The sequence below is a fragment of the Staphylococcus sp. GDX8P80P genome, from assembly GCF_017893095.1.
In the GTDB taxonomy this organism is placed as follows: Bacteria; Bacillota; Bacilli; order Staphylococcales; family Staphylococcaceae; genus Staphylococcus; species Staphylococcus borealis.
Window position 1 is genome coordinate 1 of sequence record NZ_JAESMI010000019.1, and the last position, 17,717, is coordinate 17,717.

Annotated in this window: 16 protein-coding genes; 10 read left to right on the forward strand and 6 right to left on the reverse strand. The window is 35.0% G+C overall.

Going from position 1 to position 17,717, the window contains the following annotated elements; genetic code table 11:
- Nucleotides 1–393: 393 nt before the first annotated feature.
- Entirely contained in the window at nucleotides 394–1,032 is a 639-nt protein-coding gene (locus KA858_RS02545; protein WP_107629948.1) for a redox-sensing transcriptional repressor Rex, read from the reverse strand.
- Between the two features lie 240 nt (nucleotides 1,033–1,272).
- On the opposite strand from KA858_RS02545, the gene KA858_RS02550 reads away from it, so the two are divergent.
- The gene (locus tag KA858_RS02550; protein ID WP_210134930.1) at nucleotides 1,273–3,216 is read left to right on the forward strand and encodes an ABC-F family ATP-binding cassette domain-containing protein; all 1,944 of its coding nucleotides are present in this window, start codon (nucleotides 1,273–1,275) and stop codon (nucleotides 3,214–3,216) included.
- Nucleotides 3,217–3,581: 365 nt separating this feature from the next.
- On the opposite strand, the gene tsaD is transcribed toward KA858_RS02550, so the two are convergent.
- From tsaD to tsaE, 4 genes are read right to left on the reverse strand one after another with little or no spacing between them, the layout of a single operon-like run.
- Entirely contained in the window at nucleotides 3,582–4,610 is a 1,029-nt protein-coding gene (tsaD, locus tag KA858_RS02555; RefSeq protein ID WP_210134931.1) for a tRNA (adenosine(37)-N6)-threonylcarbamoyltransferase complex transferase subunit TsaD, read from the reverse strand.
- Nucleotides 4,603–5,067: a ribosomal protein S18-alanine N-acetyltransferase gene (gene rimI, locus KA858_RS02560; protein WP_210134932.1), complete on the reverse strand. Its 465-nt coding sequence runs from the start codon at nucleotides 5,065–5,067 to the stop codon at nucleotides 4,603–4,605. The genes tsaD and rimI overlap by 8 nt, the downstream gene beginning before the upstream one ends.
- Entirely contained in the window at nucleotides 5,040–5,705 is a 666-nt protein-coding gene (gene tsaB / locus KA858_RS02565; protein ID WP_210134933.1) for a tRNA (adenosine(37)-N6)-threonylcarbamoyltransferase complex dimerization subunit type 1 TsaB, read from the reverse strand. The genes rimI and tsaB overlap by 28 nt, the downstream gene beginning before the upstream one ends.
- Nucleotides 5,686–6,147, reverse strand: a complete 462-nt coding sequence (tsaE, locus tag KA858_RS02570; protein WP_210134934.1) for a tRNA (adenosine(37)-N6)-threonylcarbamoyltransferase complex ATPase subunit type 1 TsaE — start codon at nucleotides 6,145–6,147, stop codon at nucleotides 5,686–5,688. Before tsaE ends, tsaB begins: the two co-directional genes overlap by 20 nt.
- A gap of 504 nt (nucleotides 6,148–6,651) precedes the next feature.
- On the opposite strand from tsaE, the gene ilvD reads away from it, so the two are divergent.
- The 9 genes from ilvD (at nucleotide 6,652) to ilvA (ending at nucleotide 17,344) form a co-directional block, all read left to right on the forward strand.
- Nucleotides 6,652–8,340, forward strand: coding sequence for a dihydroxy-acid dehydratase (ilvD, locus tag KA858_RS02575; protein ID WP_210134935.1), 1,689 nt, complete (start codon nucleotides 6,652–6,654; stop codon nucleotides 8,338–8,340).
- Nucleotides 8,341–8,358: 18 nt separating this feature from the next.
- Entirely contained in the window at nucleotides 8,359–10,134 is a 1,776-nt protein-coding gene (gene ilvB, locus KA858_RS02580; RefSeq protein WP_245342015.1) for a biosynthetic-type acetolactate synthase large subunit, read from the forward strand.
- Nucleotides 10,131–10,373, forward strand: a complete 243-nt coding sequence (locus KA858_RS02585; RefSeq protein ID WP_210134936.1) for an ACT domain-containing protein — start codon at nucleotides 10,131–10,133, stop codon at nucleotides 10,371–10,373. The genes ilvB and KA858_RS02585 overlap by 4 nt, the downstream gene beginning before the upstream one ends.
- Nucleotides 10,374–10,506: 133 nt before the next feature.
- Nucleotides 10,507–11,511, forward strand: coding sequence for a ketol-acid reductoisomerase (ilvC, locus tag KA858_RS02590; protein WP_053030454.1), 1,005 nt, complete (start codon nucleotides 10,507–10,509; stop codon nucleotides 11,509–11,511).
- Between the two features lie 20 nt (nucleotides 11,512–11,531).
- Entirely contained in the window at nucleotides 11,532–13,073 is a 1,542-nt protein-coding gene (locus KA858_RS02595; protein WP_210130233.1) for a 2-isopropylmalate synthase, read from the forward strand.
- Nucleotides 13,063–14,106, forward strand: a complete 1,044-nt coding sequence (gene leuB, locus KA858_RS02600; RefSeq protein WP_210134937.1) for a 3-isopropylmalate dehydrogenase — start codon at nucleotides 13,063–13,065, stop codon at nucleotides 14,104–14,106. The genes KA858_RS02595 and leuB overlap by 11 nt, the downstream gene beginning before the upstream one ends.
- A 14-nt stretch (nucleotides 14,107–14,120) precedes the next feature.
- Nucleotides 14,121–15,491, forward strand: a complete 1,371-nt coding sequence (leuC, locus tag KA858_RS02605; RefSeq protein ID WP_075109113.1) for a 3-isopropylmalate dehydratase large subunit — start codon at nucleotides 14,121–14,123, stop codon at nucleotides 15,489–15,491.
- A 2-nt stretch (nucleotides 15,492–15,493) separates the two neighbouring features.
- Nucleotides 15,494–16,069 carry a 3-isopropylmalate dehydratase small subunit gene (gene leuD, locus KA858_RS02610; RefSeq protein ID WP_053030463.1) on the forward strand — a complete coding sequence of 192 codons (576 nt, stop codon included), beginning with the start codon at nucleotides 15,494–15,496 and terminating at the stop codon, nucleotides 16,067–16,069.
- 6 nt (nucleotides 16,070–16,075) lie between these two features.
- Nucleotides 16,076–17,344, forward strand: a complete 1,269-nt coding sequence (ilvA, locus tag KA858_RS02615; RefSeq protein WP_210134938.1) for a threonine ammonia-lyase IlvA — start codon at nucleotides 16,076–16,078, stop codon at nucleotides 17,342–17,344.
- Nucleotides 17,345–17,518: 174 nt separating this feature from the next.
- Here ilvA and KA858_RS02620 read toward each other — a convergent pair.
- The coding region (locus KA858_RS02620; RefSeq protein ID WP_210134939.1) for a hypothetical protein at nucleotides 17,519–17,717 on the reverse strand (199 nt) is incomplete at its 5' end.

Consider the following 17,717-nt stretch of genomic DNA (forward strand, 5'->3'; position numbering starts at 1 on the left):
TCAATTGTACTAAATTTGGAAACTTCTTAAAATAAAATGCATCTAACGATTTTTCACACGACCTTAAATTATTGCAGTTGATTCACTTAATGTTGGCAAACAAAAAACGGGAGTGGAACAGAATTCTTTTGAATTCGTCGTCCACTCCCAGCTTGCTTTGCTTGTAGAATTTCTTGATGAAATTCTCTTTGCTGGGGCCCCGACTCCCAACTTGCTTTGCTTGTAGAATTTCTATGTGAAATCCTCTTTGTTGGGGCCCCGCCCGCAAGGATGACTAGAACTGAGAAAAGCTTGGTTTAAGCCCCTTATCAGTTCAGTCAGCAACTGCGAATTTGCTAAATAGCATGATTATATTATTTATGTCCCAGAGTGCTGTAATAAAAGTGACGTTATTTAATTGGAATAATTTTTCATGAAGAATAGCAATGATTGCAATTCTATACCTAAGTCAATATGATGAACTTGTACACTATTAGGTACTTCTATTCTAGTTGGTGTGAAATTTAAAATACCATTAATATTTGCTTCAATTAACTCATTTGCCACACGTTGCGCTACACTTTCTGGCGTCGTTAAAATAACAACATTAATATCTTTGTCAGCAAGAACTTGTTTTAAGTCGTTCATATGATGGACAGTCACATCACCAATCTTATTTCCGACAATGTGCTCATCAACATCAAAAGCCTCTGTAATGGTCATTTCATCGTGAATTGAAAAGTTATACGTTAAAAGTGCTCTACCTAAATTACCAACACCTACCAATGCAATGTGTATATTATCGCTATCACTAAGTGCCGTTTTAAAGAATTCTAATAAACTATCTATATTGTAACCATAACCTTTTTTCCCTAATTCTCCAAAATATGAGAAATCTCTACGAATGGTTGCTGATTCAATATTTAATGCCTCGCTAATCGCTTTTGAATTCACTCTGTCTATGCCTTTTGATTTTAACGTGTTAACGAATCTGTAATATAAAGGTAATCGTTTCAAAGTTGCCCGTGGAATTTTAGATTTATTTTGAGCCATTTAAAATGCCCCCCTTTCGTTTGAATTTTATAATCTATGTATCCAAACTATTTTGAGTGCTAAACGTTTTAAATTTTTAAAATTTTCTTATGTCCTATTATGAATACTGGAATATTATACCTTAACGCATTTTAAAAATAAATAACTTAGTTTCAAGAAACTAAGTTATACGGTAAAATATAGAGTAATATACAACTTAATTTCGAGTAATAAACTTACAAATAGAAAGGTGAAACCTGAATGATACTCTTGCAATTAAATGACATTTCGAAATCATTTGATGGTGATGATATTTTCACACGTGTGAATTTCGAAGTAAAGACAGGCGAACGAATCGGAGTCGTAGGTCGTAACGGTGCTGGAAAATCAACCTTAATGAAAATTATTGCCGGTGTTGAAGATTACGATAGCGGCCATATTTCTAAAATTAAAAATTTACGAATGGGGTACCTGACCCAACAAATGACGCTTAATTCATCCGCTTCAGTGTTTGAAGAAATGTCTAAACCATTTGAACATCTCAAAAAGATGGAACGCTTAATTAAAGAAGAAACGAACTGGCTCGCTGATCATGCATCTGACTATGATTCTGATGCCTATCAACAACATATGGAACGTTATGAATCATTAACCAATCAATTTGAACAACTCGATGGTTATCAATATGAAAGTAAAATCAAGACAGTTCTACATGGTTTAAATTTTACCGAAGATGATTTTGATAAACCCATTAACGATTTTAGTGGTGGTCAAAAAACACGATTATCAATAGCACAAATGTTATTAAATGAGCCAGATTTATTACTATTAGACGAACCTACAAACCATTTAGATTTAGAAACAACAAAGTGGTTAGAAGATTATTTAAAATACTTCAAAGGTGCCATCGTCATCATCAGTCACGATAGATACTTCTTAGACAAGATTGTCACGCAAATCTATGATGTGGCACTTGGTGATGTTAAACGTTATGTAGGCAATTACGAGCAATTTATCGAGCAACGTGATAAGTATTATGAAAGTCGCATGCAAGAATATGAACGTCAACAAGATGAAATTAAGCGATTGGAAACCTTTGTAGAAAAAAATATTACACGTGCCTCAACAAGTGGTATGGCAAAAAGTCGTCGCAAAACATTAGAGAAAATGGAACGTATCGACAAACCAATGTTAGACGCAAGAAGTGCCAATATTCAATTTGGGTTCAATCGAAATACAGGAAATGACGTGATGCATATTCGCAATCTTGAAATTGGTTATGATGCGCCTATAACATCTCCAATTAACATAGAAGTCACGAAAGGCGATCATATCGCAATCATAGGTCCTAATGGTGTAGGTAAAACGACGCTAATTAAGACAATCGCACAACGACAAGATCAATTAGACGGTAATATTACCTTTGGTGCTAATCTACAAATTGGCTACTATGATCAAAAGCAAGCAGAATTTAAATCCAACAAAACAATTCTCGACTATGTTTGGGATCAATATCCAACTATGAATGAAAAAGACATACGCGCTGTATTAGGACGTTTCTTATTTGTACAAGATGATGTTAAAAAAATTATTAACGATTTATCTGGTGGCGAAAAAGCACGATTACAATTAGCACTCCTTATGTTACAACGAGATAACGTCTTAATCCTTGATGAACCTACAAACCATTTAGATATTGATTCTAAAGAAATGCTTGAACAAGCATTAAAAGATTTTGAAGGAACGATTCTGTTCGTTTCCCATGATCGATACTTTATTAATCAATTAGCTAATAAAGTCTTTGATTTAAATATAGATGGCGGTCAGATGTATCTTGGAGATTATCAATATTATATTGAGAAAACAGAGGAAGCAGCTGCATTAGAAGCATTTGAAAATGAACGTAATGATGATAGCAAGAATGATGTTTCCAATCAAAACGTAAGCAATAACACCATCAATACGTATGATTCACAAAAACAACAACGCCGTGAGCAACGTAAATTAGAACGTCTCATTGAAGAATGTGAATCTAAAATTGAATCCTATGAAAATGAAATCGCTCAAATTGATGAACAACTGACGCAACCTGATGTATTTAATAATCCTGAAAAAGCTTCATCATTAGCGAATCAAAAACAAGAAACCGAACAGAAATTAGAACAAGTTATGACCGAATGGGAAAATTTACAAGAAAATGTTTAAAACGCATTAATCCTAAAATAGCTAAAAAGTATTTTATAACTTTTTAGCTATTTTTTTGAAACAATTTCAACAAAAGTTATAAACAGTTAAAATGCGATAATACCAACTATCCACAAAGTTATCCTACTTATCCACAAGGTATTTTTGATTCATTTACCATTTTTTTACACAAAATTAATCTGATATCCACATCGTTAAGAACCTTTTATCCACAACTTATACACTTAATGTTGATAAGTACAAATGTTCTCTATTGACCTTTATCAAATGATGTTTCTTCAAAAATAAAACCTCTTATAACATAAGCATTACAATGCTAACGTTCATAAGAGGTTTCGTATCGTAAAATAACTTTTTAAAATCATTTAAGCATCTATTGTTGCTTCTTCTATGTCCATGTTATTTTCACCATTTAAATCTAAATGAGCTGTAACGCCTGCTTGATAATAGTAGTATGCCGCTGCGCCGATCATTGCTGCATTATCCGTACATAATTTAGGACTTGGAATAGATAAATGAATATTATTTGCTTCACATAATTGTTGTAAACGTTGACGAAGTCCTTTGTTACTTGCAACGCCTCCAGCAACGATAAGTCTCTTCACATTATATGCTTTACATGCATTCATCGCTTTAGTGCTTAATACGTCTACGACACTATTTTGAAAACTAGTTGCCACATTTTCTTTAACAATCGTTTCATTCTTTTGTCTTAGGTTATGCAGTTTGTTGATTACAGCACTTTTCAAACCACTAAAACTGAAATCATAACTATCTTTTTCTAACCATACTCTTGGAAAATCATACGTATCTTGACCTTGTTGTGCTAATTTGTCAATTTGTGGTCCACCCGGATAAGGTAAATCAATTGTTCGTGCCACTTTATCATAGGCTTCACCCACTGCATCGTCTCTTGTCTCTCCAATAACTTCAAAGTGCATATGAGATTTCATATACACGAGTTCAGTGTGACCTCCAGATACGATTAACGCGATTAAAGGAAATGTTAATGGTTCTTCTAAATGATTAGCGTAAATATGACCAGCAATATGGTGTACAGGAATAAGTGGTTTATCGTAAGCAAAGGCTAGTGCTTTTGCTGCATTAATACCAATCAGCAATGCCCCAATTAATCCTGGCCCTTGAGTTACAGCTATTGCATCTATATCATGCATCGTGATGTTTACAGATATTAGCGCTTCATCAATAGTTGTTGTAATACCTTCCACATGATGTCGACTGGCAACCTCTGGCACAACACCTCCAAAACGCTTATGACTCTCAATTTGGCTAAGTACAATATTGGATAAAATTGTGTTGCCATCCTTAATGACACTTACACTTGTTTCATCACAACTTGTTTCAATTGCTAATATTAATGTTTCTTTATTCATTTAAGTTCACCCACATAACCATTGCATCCTCGCCTTCTCCATAATAATTTTTACGTTTACCACCAAATTGAAAACCCAAATTAGTATAAACGTGTTGTGCTATGACATTATCAACTCTAACTTCTAAACTCATTACTTCACATGTATGCTCAGCATAATCCATAACGTATTTTAACAATAATTGTCCCAGCCCATATCCTCTGTAATCTTTACGAATAGCTATCGTTGTTATTTGAGCTTGATCAATAACAATCCATAGCCCTAGATATCCGATAATTTCATTTTCAAAAAGAATTACAAAATATTTAGCAAAGTTATTTTCATTTAATTCATGATAAAATGCATCTATCGTCCATGAACTATCATTAAAACTGTCACGTTCTATATCAAATACATTAGGAACATCATCAACTTGCATCGCTCTAATTGTTAATTCTGATTCTGTTGGTTTAGCCAATTTCTTTCTGCCTCTGATAATTTAATATAATTTGGAACAAATGTATGAATATCTTCACTTTCAGTTAAAAGTGGTTTCATTGCAGGTGCATATGGTAAGTGACTTTGTATTTCTCCATCAAGATAGTTTGATAATTTATCAGCATCTTTACCAATATAGACAAATGGTTGTTTGAAATCAGTCAATTGTTGTTTTAATTCTTGAATTGGTAAATATTGATCTTCTAAAATTGTCTTTAATTTTCCTTCTTCATATTGATAAACACCTGTATAAACCGCTTCTCGACGTGCATCAATAATAGGAACCAATAACCTTTGGTCGCATTCATCCATTGTGGCAGCTAATGCTAATAAAGACGATACGCCATATAATTTTGCATTTAATGCATATGCTAACGTTTTAGCAGTTGTAACACCAATTCTTACACCTGTATATGAACCTGGCCCCTTAGCAACTACAATACCATCAATCTCGCTTTTATCAATTTTCGCTTCTTCAAATAAATGTTGAATACCAGGCATAAGTTGACTAGAATGATCTTTTTTATTTTCGGTAGTCATTTCAGACAATACGGTATGATCTTGCATGATTGCGATTGACATCGGTTGATTAGATGTATCAATCAGTAATAAATTCACTTTCAACTTCCTCCTTAACGTTCAAATAATGTGTCCCTATGCCATTTAATTCAATCGTTCTTTGCGTTTCGTTAACAGTCTCTATATTAATGATTAATCGTTCTTCAGGTAATAAATCATAAATAAATTGACTCCACTCAATAACAGTGATGCCTTTATCTTGAAAATATTCTTCAAAACCTAAGTCCTCATCTGAATCTTCCAAACGATAGCAGTCCATATGATGTAGCTTTAAATGACTGCCTCTATAAGATTTTATAATATTAAATGTCGGAGAATTAATATTACGTTTAACACCTAAATGTTTACCTATAAATTGAGTTAGCGTTGTTTTACCTGCACCAAGATCACCATTTAATAAAATGACATCACCAGGCTTTAAGTGTCGAACTAACACATTAGCGAATTGATCTAATTCATCCAAGTTATTAATCGTTATCATTAGTCCCACTCTCTCTACTTATTTTATTAACTAAATTATATTGCTATATTTTTGATTTTAAATGACTTAATTTTCCTAACACAATTGAATTAAGCCATAACAATTTAACTTAATAAGTATAACAAATTCCACTAGCAATTTCCCTATAAGGAACATAAATTTGAAAAAGGATTGATGTTAGAAAATTCTTAAAAATTATATTGACTTAATAAACACTGTGTAGTAAATTAAGTTCATCGAATTTTTAAACAATTCTAACTATTTAAATATAACCATTCAAGGAAGGAGTATATTAAAATGACTACAATGACACATCAAGCATATAATCCAACTGACAATTTAATTATTTTATTATACTCTCAAGGGCTGGAACTTTAGTATCTTTCAATTACTAAATGTTTAAGTCCTATTTCTCATTGAATGGGACTTGTAGACGTCCCAATCACAAATTGGGACGTCTTTTTATGTGTAACAAACTTAATGTGTTTTATGGGGGAATTATTTATGAGAAGTGACATGATAAAAAAAGGTGATCAACAAGCACCTGCTCGAAGTCTTTTACACGCCACGGGCGCACTTAAAAATCCAACAGATATGAATAAACCTTTTGTAGCGATTTGTAATTCTTATATCGACATTGTACCTGGACATGTCCATTTAAGAGAACTGGCTGACATCGCGAAAGAAGCAATACGTGAGGCAGGCGCAATTCCTTTTGAATTTAATACGATTGGTGTCGATGACGGTATCGCTATGGGACATATTGGAATGCGATACTCACTCCCTTCTCGAGAACTTATTGCAGATGCTGCTGAAACTGTTATTAATGCGCACTGGTTCGATGGTGTATTTTACATTCCTAATTGCGACAAAATCACACCTGGTATGATATTAGCTGCTGTAAGAACCAATGTACCAGCAATATTCTGTTCAGGTGGCCCTATGAAAGCTGGATTATCTGCTCAAGGGAAAGCATTAACATTATCATCCATGTTTGAAGCAGTTGGTGCTTTTAAAGAAGGTAAACTTTCGAAAGAAGCATTTTTAGATATGGAACAAAATGCTTGCCCTACTTGTGGCTCATGCGCAGGCATGTTTACAGCAAATTCAATGAATTGCCTAATGGAAGTGTTAGGTTTAGCACTACCTTATAACGGTACAGCTTTAGCAGTTAGTGAACAAAGAAGAGAAATGATTCGTGAAGCGGCCTTTAAATTAGTTGATAATATTAAAAAGGATATTAAGCCACTTGATATTGTGACTAGAGAAGCAATTGACGATGCATTCGCACTGGACATGGCGATGGGTGGTTCCACTAACACGGTATTACATACTTTAGCGATAGCAAATGAAGCTGGCATTGATTATGACTTAGAGCGTATCAATGAAATTGCTAAGAGAACGCCTTATTTATCTAAGATTGCACCAAGTTCATCATATTCAATGCACGATGTACACGAAGCTGGTGGTTGTCCAGCTATCATAAATGAATTAATGAAAAAAGAAGGCACTCTACACCCAGATAGACTTACAGTGACTGGACAAACGCTCCGTGAAAACAATGAAGGTAAAGAGATTAAAAACTTTGAGGTCATTCACTCACTCGACAATCCATATGATAAACAAGGTGGGCTCTCTATCTTATTTGGAAATATTGCGCCTAAAGGTGCCGTAATTAAAGTTGGTGGTTTTGACCCTTCTATCAAAACATTCACTGGTAAGGCAATCTGTTTCAACTCACATGATGAAGCAGTCGAGGCCATTGATAACAAAATCGTTCGTGAAGGTCACGTCGTTGTTATACGTTACGAAGGACCTAAAGGAGGACCAGGAATGCCTGAAATGTTAGCACCTACCTCTTCAATTGTAGGTAGAGGATTAGGTAAAGACGTTGCATTAATTACTGATGGTAGATTTTCTGGAGCAACAAGAGGTATTGCTGTTGGACATATTTCACCAGAAGCCGCATCAGGTGGTCCTATTGGCCTCATTAAAGACGGTGATGAAATTACGATTGATTTAATCAATCGCACTTTAGATGTTAATCAAACCGAAGAAGAACTTAATCAACGCAAAAAAGCACTACAACCTTTTAAAGCTAAAGTAAAATCAGGTTATCTAGCGAGATATACCGCTTTGGTAACGAGTGCGAACACTGGTGGCATAATGCAAGTTCCCGAAAATCTTATCTAACTAGAGGAGTTGTTCATCATGGCAAATAAAATGGAAAGTAACGTCGTTAGTTCATCAACTACGGCACATTCAAATCAATCTAATCTGAAAGCAGACGTCAATAGTAACGAGAATCACACACTAAGAGATGGCTCAGAACTTTTAGTTGAAGCCCTATTACATGAAGATGTTGACTTTATTTTCGGCTACCCTGGTGGTGCAGTTTTACCTTTATACGACACGTTTTATGATGGTAAAATTAAACACATTTTGGCAAGACATGAGCAAGGTGCGACACATGCTGCTGAAGGCTATGCTAGAGTATCTGGCAAAACTGGTGTAGTCGTAGTTACAAGTGGTCCTGGCGCTACAAATGCAATTACAGGAATTACAGATGCTTATTGTGATTCCCTCCCCTTGGTGGTATTCACAGGACAAGTAGCAACGCCAGGTATTGGTAAAGATGCCTTTCAAGAGGCAGATTTACTTTCTATGACAACACCAATCACGAAGGCGAATTTCCAAGTTAAAAATGTAAACGATATTCCTAGAATTATTCATGAAGCATTTTACTTAGCTAATTCAGGTCGTAAAGGCCCAGTCGTTATAGATTTCCCTAAAGATATGGGTGTGCTAAAAACAACTGCACCACTTGTAAGTGACGTGAATTTACCAGCCTATAAAGTTACTGAAGAACCTCAGAATAAAGACATTGATCAATTAGTTCATTATCTATCTAAGGCCAAACAACCAGTAGTCTTAGCAGGTGCAGGGATAAATCATTCGCAATCCAACGATTTATTAACGCAGTTTGTAACGAAACATCAAATTCCAGTAGTAACTACACTATTAGGCTTAGGTGCGATTCCATACGATAATCCATTATTTCTAGGTATGGGGGGTATGCATGGATCTTACGCTAGCAATATGGCTTTAACTGAATGTGATTTATTACTTAATTTGGGTAGTCGATTCGATGATAGACTTGCAAGCAAACCGGATGAATTTGCGCCGAATGCTATTGTTGTTCATGTGGATATTGATGAATCGGAAATCAATAAAGTGATTGCCACTGATTTAGGAATTGTAGCTGATTGTAAACAGGTATTGACAGCTTTGTCTCATAAGTTTAAAAATGAAACTTCTCATGATAAATGGGTTCAACATTGTCTTGAAAATAAAAGCAAATATCCTTTTAAATATACAGTGGCAGATGACACATTTTGTAAGCCCCAAAAGGCGATTGAATATATTGGGCAAATTACACACGGTGAAGCCATCGTTACTACTGATGTTGGGCAACATCAAATGTGGGCGGCTCAATTCTATCCTTTCAAACATCATGGTCAATGGGTTACAAGTGGCGGATTAGGTACAATGGGCTTTGGTATTCCTTCTGCGATTGGTGCTCAATTAGCTGAACCCGACAAAACTGTTATCTGTTTCGTTGGTGATGGTGGGTTCCAAATGACGAATCAGGAAATGGCATTACTTCCTGAATACGGACTTAATGTAAAGATCGTTCTTATTAATAACGGAACCTTAGGTATGGTCAAACAGTGGCAAGACAAATTCTTTAACCATCGATTCTCTCATTCCGTATTTAATGATCAACCTGACTTCATGAAAATGGCGGAAGCTTATGGTGTCAAAGGTTACTTAATTGATCATCCCGATAAATTAACAGCGACACTTGATGAAGCATTTAATTATCAAGGGCCTGCATTAATTGAAGTTAGAATCTCACCTACCGAACCAGTTAATCCTATGATTCCAAGTGGCAAAGCGAACCATGAAATGGAGGGATTAGAATGAAACGCGTTTTACAGTTAAAAGTCACAGACCAAGTAAGTACGTTAAATAGAATCACGAGCGCCTTCGTTCGACTACAATATAATATAAACGAACTGACAGTTAAGCCATCAGAAGACAACGGTATTTCTGATATGCAAATTATTGCTGATATTGAAGATGAAGCAATTTTTAAAATATTAGTAGCCAAATTAAAAAAACAAGTCAGTGTATTAGAAGTTCAAGTTATCAACCAGCAATAAAGTAAATTCTACATTAATGCGCTAGTACAAATAAACAAAACATGACTAACATCACATTTTATAGATAATAGTATATCTATAATTTTGAGAATATTCAAAATATTGAAATTTTAAATTTTTGGAGGAATGTATTATGACTAAAGTTTATTATGATCAATCAGTTGAGAAAGATGCATTACAAGGTAAAAAAATCGCAATTGTAGGTTACGGTTCACAAGGACATGCACATGCACAAAATCTTAAAGACAATGGCTATGACGTTATTGTAGGTATCCGCCCTGGTCATTCTTTTGACAAAGCTAAAGAAGACGGATTTGATGTGTATCCAGTCGCAGAAGCAGTTAAACAAGCTGATGTCATCATGGTATTATTACCAGATGAAATTCAAGGCAATGTATATAAAAACGAAATTGAACCTAATTTAGAAGCAGGAAATGCCTTAGCATTTGCACACGGATTTAACATTCACTTTGAAGTTATCAAACCACCGAAAGATGTCGATGTCTTCCTAGTAGCACCTAAAGGACCTGGTCACTTAGTAAGACGTACGTTCGTTGAAGGAACTGCAGTGCCGGCATTATTCGGTGTACAACAAGATGCTACTGGTCAAGCACGCGATATTTCTTTAAGTTACGCAAAAGGTATTGGTGCTACGCGTGCGGGTGTCATTGAAACAACATTTAAAGAAGAAACAGAAACTGATTTATTCGGTGAGCAAGCTGTACTTTGTGGTGGTATCCATAAATTAATCCAAAGCGGTTTTGAAACACTTGTTGAAGCGGGTTATCAAAAAGAATTAGCTTATTTCGAAGTATTACACGAAATGAAATTAATTGTTGATTTAATGTATGAAGGCGGAATGGAAAACGTTCGTTATTCAATCTCAAACACTGCAGAATATGGCGACTATGTTTCAGGGCCTAGAATCATTACACCGGATGTCAAAGATAATATGAAAGCTGTATTAAAAGATATTCAAAATGGTAATTTTGCAAATAGTTTTGTTAAAGATAATGAAAATGGCTTTAAAGAATTTTATAAATTACGCGAACAACAACACGGTCATGAAATTGAAGCTGTTGGTCGTGAGTTAAGAAAAATGATGCCATTCATTAAATCTAAAAGCATTCAAAAATAATAGCTAAGGGGTTGTTAAAGATGGAAAGCCATATTCAAATTTTCGATACGACTTTAAGAGATGGTGAACAAACACCAGGCGTTAATTTCTCTTTTGATGAAAGATTAAAGATAGCTAAACAGTTAGAGACATGGGGCGTAGATATACTAGAGGCTGGGTTTCCCGCTTCTAGTACTGGTAGTTTTAAGTCTGTTCAAGCAATTTCAAATACATTAACTCAAACAGCTGTATGTGGATTAGCGCGTTGTAAGAAATCAGATATTGATGCTGTTTATGAGGCTACGAAAGATGCTGTAAAACCAGTTATTCATGTGTTTATCGCTACCTCACCTATTCATTTAACGCATAAACTCAAAATGACTCAAGAACAAGTATTGGAATCAATTAAAGAACATGTCACGTATGCTAAACAATACTTCGATGTCGTTCAATTTTCACCAGAGGATGCGACTAGAACAGAATCAGATTTCTTAATCAAATGTGTACAAATGGCAGTTGACTCTGGTGCAACGATAATTAATATTCCAGACACTGTTGGTTACAGTTATCCAAATGAATATGGTCAAATTTTTAAAACCTTAATTGAGCACATAAAGACGAACCAAGACATTATTTATAGTGCACATTGTCATGACGATTTAGGAATGGCAGTTGCAAATAGCTTAGCTGCAATTGAAAATGGTGCTACTCGAATAGAGGGAACAGTTAACGGCATTGGTGAACGAGCTGGCAATACTGCGCTAGAAGAATTAGCGTTAGCACTTTATGTACGAAAAGACCATTATGGTAATGAAACGCGATTAAATCTATCAGAAACCAAAAACACATCCGACATTATATCACGCTATGCTGGTATACGTGTACCAAGAAATAAAGCCATTGTTGGTCAAAATGCTTTCAGTCATGAATCTGGTATTCATCAAGATGGCGTTCTAAAAAATCCAGAAACATATGAAATTATGACACCACAACTTGTTGGTATACGTAAAAATGATTTACCGCTTGGCAAATTATCAGGTAAACACGCTTTTGCTGAAAAATTAAAATCATTAGGATATGATATTGAACCTCAAAATCAAGTTGAATTATTTAAACAATTTAAAGCTATAGCTGATAAGAAGAAAAGTGTTACAGATCGTGATATACACGCACTGATTCAAGGTTCTGAACATGAACAAAATGCAATATATCAAGTCGAAACACTGCAATTACAATTTGTGTCAAACGGTTTACAAAGTGCTGTCGTCGTTATCAAAGATAAACATGGTAAGTTATATCAAGATTCAAGTATTGGTACGGGATCAATTGTGGCTATATATAATGCAGTTGATCGAATTTTCAAGCATAAGAGTGAACTCATTGAATATCGAATTGATTCAGTCACTGAAGGTACTGATGCTCAAGCTGAAGTTCATGTGTCATTAAATATAGAGGGTCATCCCGTTAATGGTATCGGTATTGACCATGATGTATTATATGCCTCTTGCAAAGCATATGTAGAAGCGCATGCAAAATATGCGAGTGAAATTCAAAATAAGGAGCGTAATCATCATGCCTTTTAAAATAGTAGCTTTACCCGGTGATGGCATAGGTCCAGAAATATTAAGTGGAACGTTAGAACTATTAGAACAAATAAGTAAAAAATATCAATTTGAGTATCAGTTGAAGTCGTATGACTTTGGTGGTGCAGCCATAGATTCGCAGGGTGTTCCCCTACCAGATGATACTTTAGAAGCGTGTAAAAATGCAGATGCAATTTTACTGGGAGCTGTAGGTGGTCCACAATGGACAAACCCTAAAAATAGACCTGAACAAGGCTTATTGGCATTGCGGAAATCATTAGGATTATTCGCTAACATACGTCCTACTAAAGTTACAGACGGTACAAGCCACTTCTCTCCAATTAAAGAAGAACGTGTCAAAGGAACTGATCTTATTATAGTAAGAGAGTTAACTAGCGGATTATATTTCGGTCAACCTCGACATCTTGATGACCTTAGTGCATTAGATTCATTAACTTACACTAAAGATGAAATTCAACGTATTGCGAAGGTTGCATTTGAATTAGCATTAAATCGAAAGAAAAAATTAACATCAGTTGATAAAGAAAATGTACTAGCTTCGAGTAAGCTTTGGCGTCAAACAATCGATGAAGTTAGCTTGGATTATCCAGAAGTAGAAGTAAACCATTTATTAGTTGATGCGTGTAGTATGCACTTAATTACGCGACCTACCGACTTCGACGTAATTGTAACCGAAAATTTATTTGGAGATATTTTAAGTGATGAAGCTTCTACTATACCTGGTTCTCTAGGTTTATCCCCTTCTGCTAGTTTTAGTTTAGAAGGGCCAAGATTATATGAGCCTATTCATGGTTCAGCACCTGATATTGCAAATCAAAATATAGCTAATCCATTTGGTATGGTTCTTTCTTTAGCAATGTGTTTGCGTGAAAGCTTTAACTTTGAAGATGCCGCATCAGAACTAGAACAATTGGTATATCAGTTAATTAAAGAAGGAAAAACAACACCAGATTTAAATGGCCAATATACTACGTCAGATATTTTTAACGAACTAAAAAAGAATTATGAATAAGGAGGAGTACTTTTATGGGACAAACGTTATTCGATAAAGTTTGGAATAAACATGTTTTAACCGGTAATGAAGGTGAGCCTCAATTATTATATATAGATTTGCACTTAATTCATGAAGTGACTTCTCCTCAAGCTTTCGAAGGATTGAGACTACAGAACCGTAAATTAAGACGTCCTGATTTAACATTCGCAACGTTAGACCACAATGTTCCTACCATTGATATTTTTAATATTAAAGATGAAATTGCAAATAAACAAATCACAACACTTCAAAAAAATGCAAAAGCATTTGGCGTTCATCTCTTTGACATGGGTTCAGACGAACAAGGTATTGTTCATATGGTTGGTCCAGAAACTGGTCTTACTCAACCAGGAAAAACAATTGTCTGTGGTGATTCACATACTGCTACACATGGTGCTTTTGGTGCAATCGCCTTTGGCATAGGAACAAGTGAAGTAGAACATGTATTTGCTACTCAAACGCTTTGGCAAACGAAACCTAAAAACTTAAAAATAGATGTCACAGGTCAACTACCAAAAGGTGTCTACGCCAAAGATATTATTTTGTATCTTATTAGTAAATATGGTGTGGATTTTGGCACAGGCTATGCTATAGAGTTTACGGGTGAAACAATCAAAGCGTTATCCATGGAAGCTAGAATGACAATTTGCAATATGGCTATAGAAGCTGGCGCTAAATATGGATTAATGCAACCAGATGAAACAACATTCGATTACGTCAAAGGTAGAAGGTATGCTCAAAATTTTGAACGTTCTATTCATGATTGGCGTAAATTATATACTGATGAGGACGCTCAATTTGATAAAGTTATTCAACTCGATGTCACACATCTCGAACCACAAGTGACATGGGGCACAAATCCAGAAATGGGTGTTAGCTTTAATACACCTTTTCCACAAATTAAAAATATTAATGATGAGCGTGCCTACCAATACATGGGTCTTAAACCAGGCCAAAAAGCAGAAGATATTGATTTAGGTTATGTCTTCTTAGGTTCTTGTACAAATGCAAGACTATCGGATTTAATAGAAGCTAGTCACATCGTTAAAGGTAATCAAGTTCACCCTAAGATTACTGCAATCGTTGTACCAGGCTCTCGTTCTGTTAAAAAAGAAGCTGAAGCGTTAGGTTTAGATAAAATCTTCAAAGAGGCTGGATTCCAATGGAGAGAACCTGGTTGCTCAATGTGTTTAGGTATGAATCCAGACCAAGTACCAGAAGGCATTCATTGTGCTTCTACAAGTAATCGTAACTTTGAAGGAAGACAAGGTAAAGGTGCGAGAACGCATCTTGTGTCCCCTGCTATGGCAGCTGCTGCCGCTATCAAAGGAAAATTTGTAGATGTTAGAAAGGTGGTTGTTTAACAATGGATATTCAACCTATTACAACCTACACAGGTAAAGTTGTACCATTATTTAACGACAATATAGATACCGATCAAATTATTCCTAAAGCTCATCTTAAACGCATTACTAAAAGTGGATTTGGACCATTTGCGTTTGATGAATGGCGATATCTACCAGACGGTTCAGATAATCCAGATTTTAATCCAAACAAACCTGAATATGCGGGTGCTTCTATTTTAATAACTGGAGATAATTTTGGTTGTGGCTCAAGTCGAGAACATGCTGCATGGGCTTTAAAAGATTATGGATTTAATATTATTATAGCTGGAAGTTTTAGTGACATCTTTTATATGAATTGTACAAAAAATGGCATGCTACCGATAACTTTGAATGAAGATGAAAGAAAATATTTAGCATCTCAGAAAGAAATTACAGTGGATTTACCACAACAGACAGTTTCAGCAAATAATAAATCATTCAAATTTAAAATCGATGAAACGTGGAAACATAAATTAGTAAATGGACTAGATGATATCGCCATTACATTGGCGTATGAAGATTTAATAGAACAATATGAAAATAAAAATAAAGGTTGAGATACTATGACTGTAAAGACAACAGTAAATGCTAAAGATGTAGATAATGCATATTTACGAATTAAAGATGTTGTTAAAGAGACACCTCTACAATATGATCTCTATCTTTCGCAAAAATATGATTGTAACGTCTATTTAAAAAGAGAAGATTTACAATGGGTACGTTCATTTAAACTTAGAGGTGCATATAATGCCATTTCGGTATTAACTGATGAGGCTAAAGAAAAAGGTATTACATGTGCCAGTGCCAGAAATCATGCTCAAGGTGTGGCATATACTGCTAAAGCACTAAATTTACAAGCAGTCATATTTATGCCAGTGACCACACCTCTTCAAAAAGTTAATCAAGTTAAATTCTTTGGTTCAAAAAATGTTAAAATAGTGCTAACTGGAGACACCTTTGATGATTGTTTAAAAGAAGCTTTAGCTTATACTAAACAAAATCATATGACCTTCATTGATCCTTTTAATAACGTCAACACAATCGCTGGTCAAGGCACGCTTGCAAAAGAAATTTTAAATCAGTCAAATCATGATGCTATCACTTTTGACTATTTATTCGCTGCAATTGGTGGTGGCGGTTTGATTTCAGGTATAAGTACGTATTTAAATCAATATAGCCCTCAAACTAAAATAATTGGTGTTGAACCTACTGGCGCTAGCAGCATGTATGAATCAGTAGTTGTACAAAATAAAGTTGTTACACTCGACCATATTGATAAATTTGTAGATGGCGCTTCTGTAGCACGTGTAGGTGATATCACATTTAATATTGCTAATCAATATGTTGACGACTATATTCAAGTAGATGAAGGAGCAGTCTGTTCAACTATCTTAGATATGTACTCAAAACAAGCCATTGTTGCAGAACCTGCAGGTGCATTAAGTGTAGCAGCATTAGAGAATTATAAAAAAGAAATTCGAGGTAAGACTGTAGTATGCGTCATTAGTGGTGGTAATAACGATATTAATCGTATGAAAGAAATCGAAGAGCGTTCATTACTTTATGAGGAAATGAAACATTACTTTATACTTAACTTTCCTCAACGTCCTGGTGCACTCAAAGAATTTGTAAATGATGTTTTAGGACCACAAGATGATATTACTAAGTTTGAATACTTAAAGAAAACTTCTCAAAATACGGGTACTGTTATTATTGGCATTCAGCTGAAAAATCACGATGACCTTAATCAACTCAAATCTAATGTCCATAATTTTGATCCATCAAATATTTATATTAATGAAAATAAGATGCTGTATTCACTTTTAATTTAATGATATAACACTCCCATTGATCTGTATGGGAGTGTTATTTGTGTACATTTAGTTCAACACAAGCGTTCGCATCTTTCTTCCTTTTCTAAAATTGCTTGCTCTTTTAGCTCTACTAAACTCGCTTCTCAATTTTCTCAACTCATCAGCTTCAAACGCTTTCTCTTCGTAAAGCCATTATACATATATCATTAAACCTTCGGTTTGATTTTTAAGCATAAAAAAAGAGACCTTACGGTCTCGATATCGGCTCATCGCATCCTTACGATTTGCCTGGCAACGTCCTACTCTAGCGGAACGTAAATCGGCTACCATCGGCGCTAAGAACCTTACATTACTTCGAGGCAAGCGCTCACATCTTTCTTCCTTTTCTAAA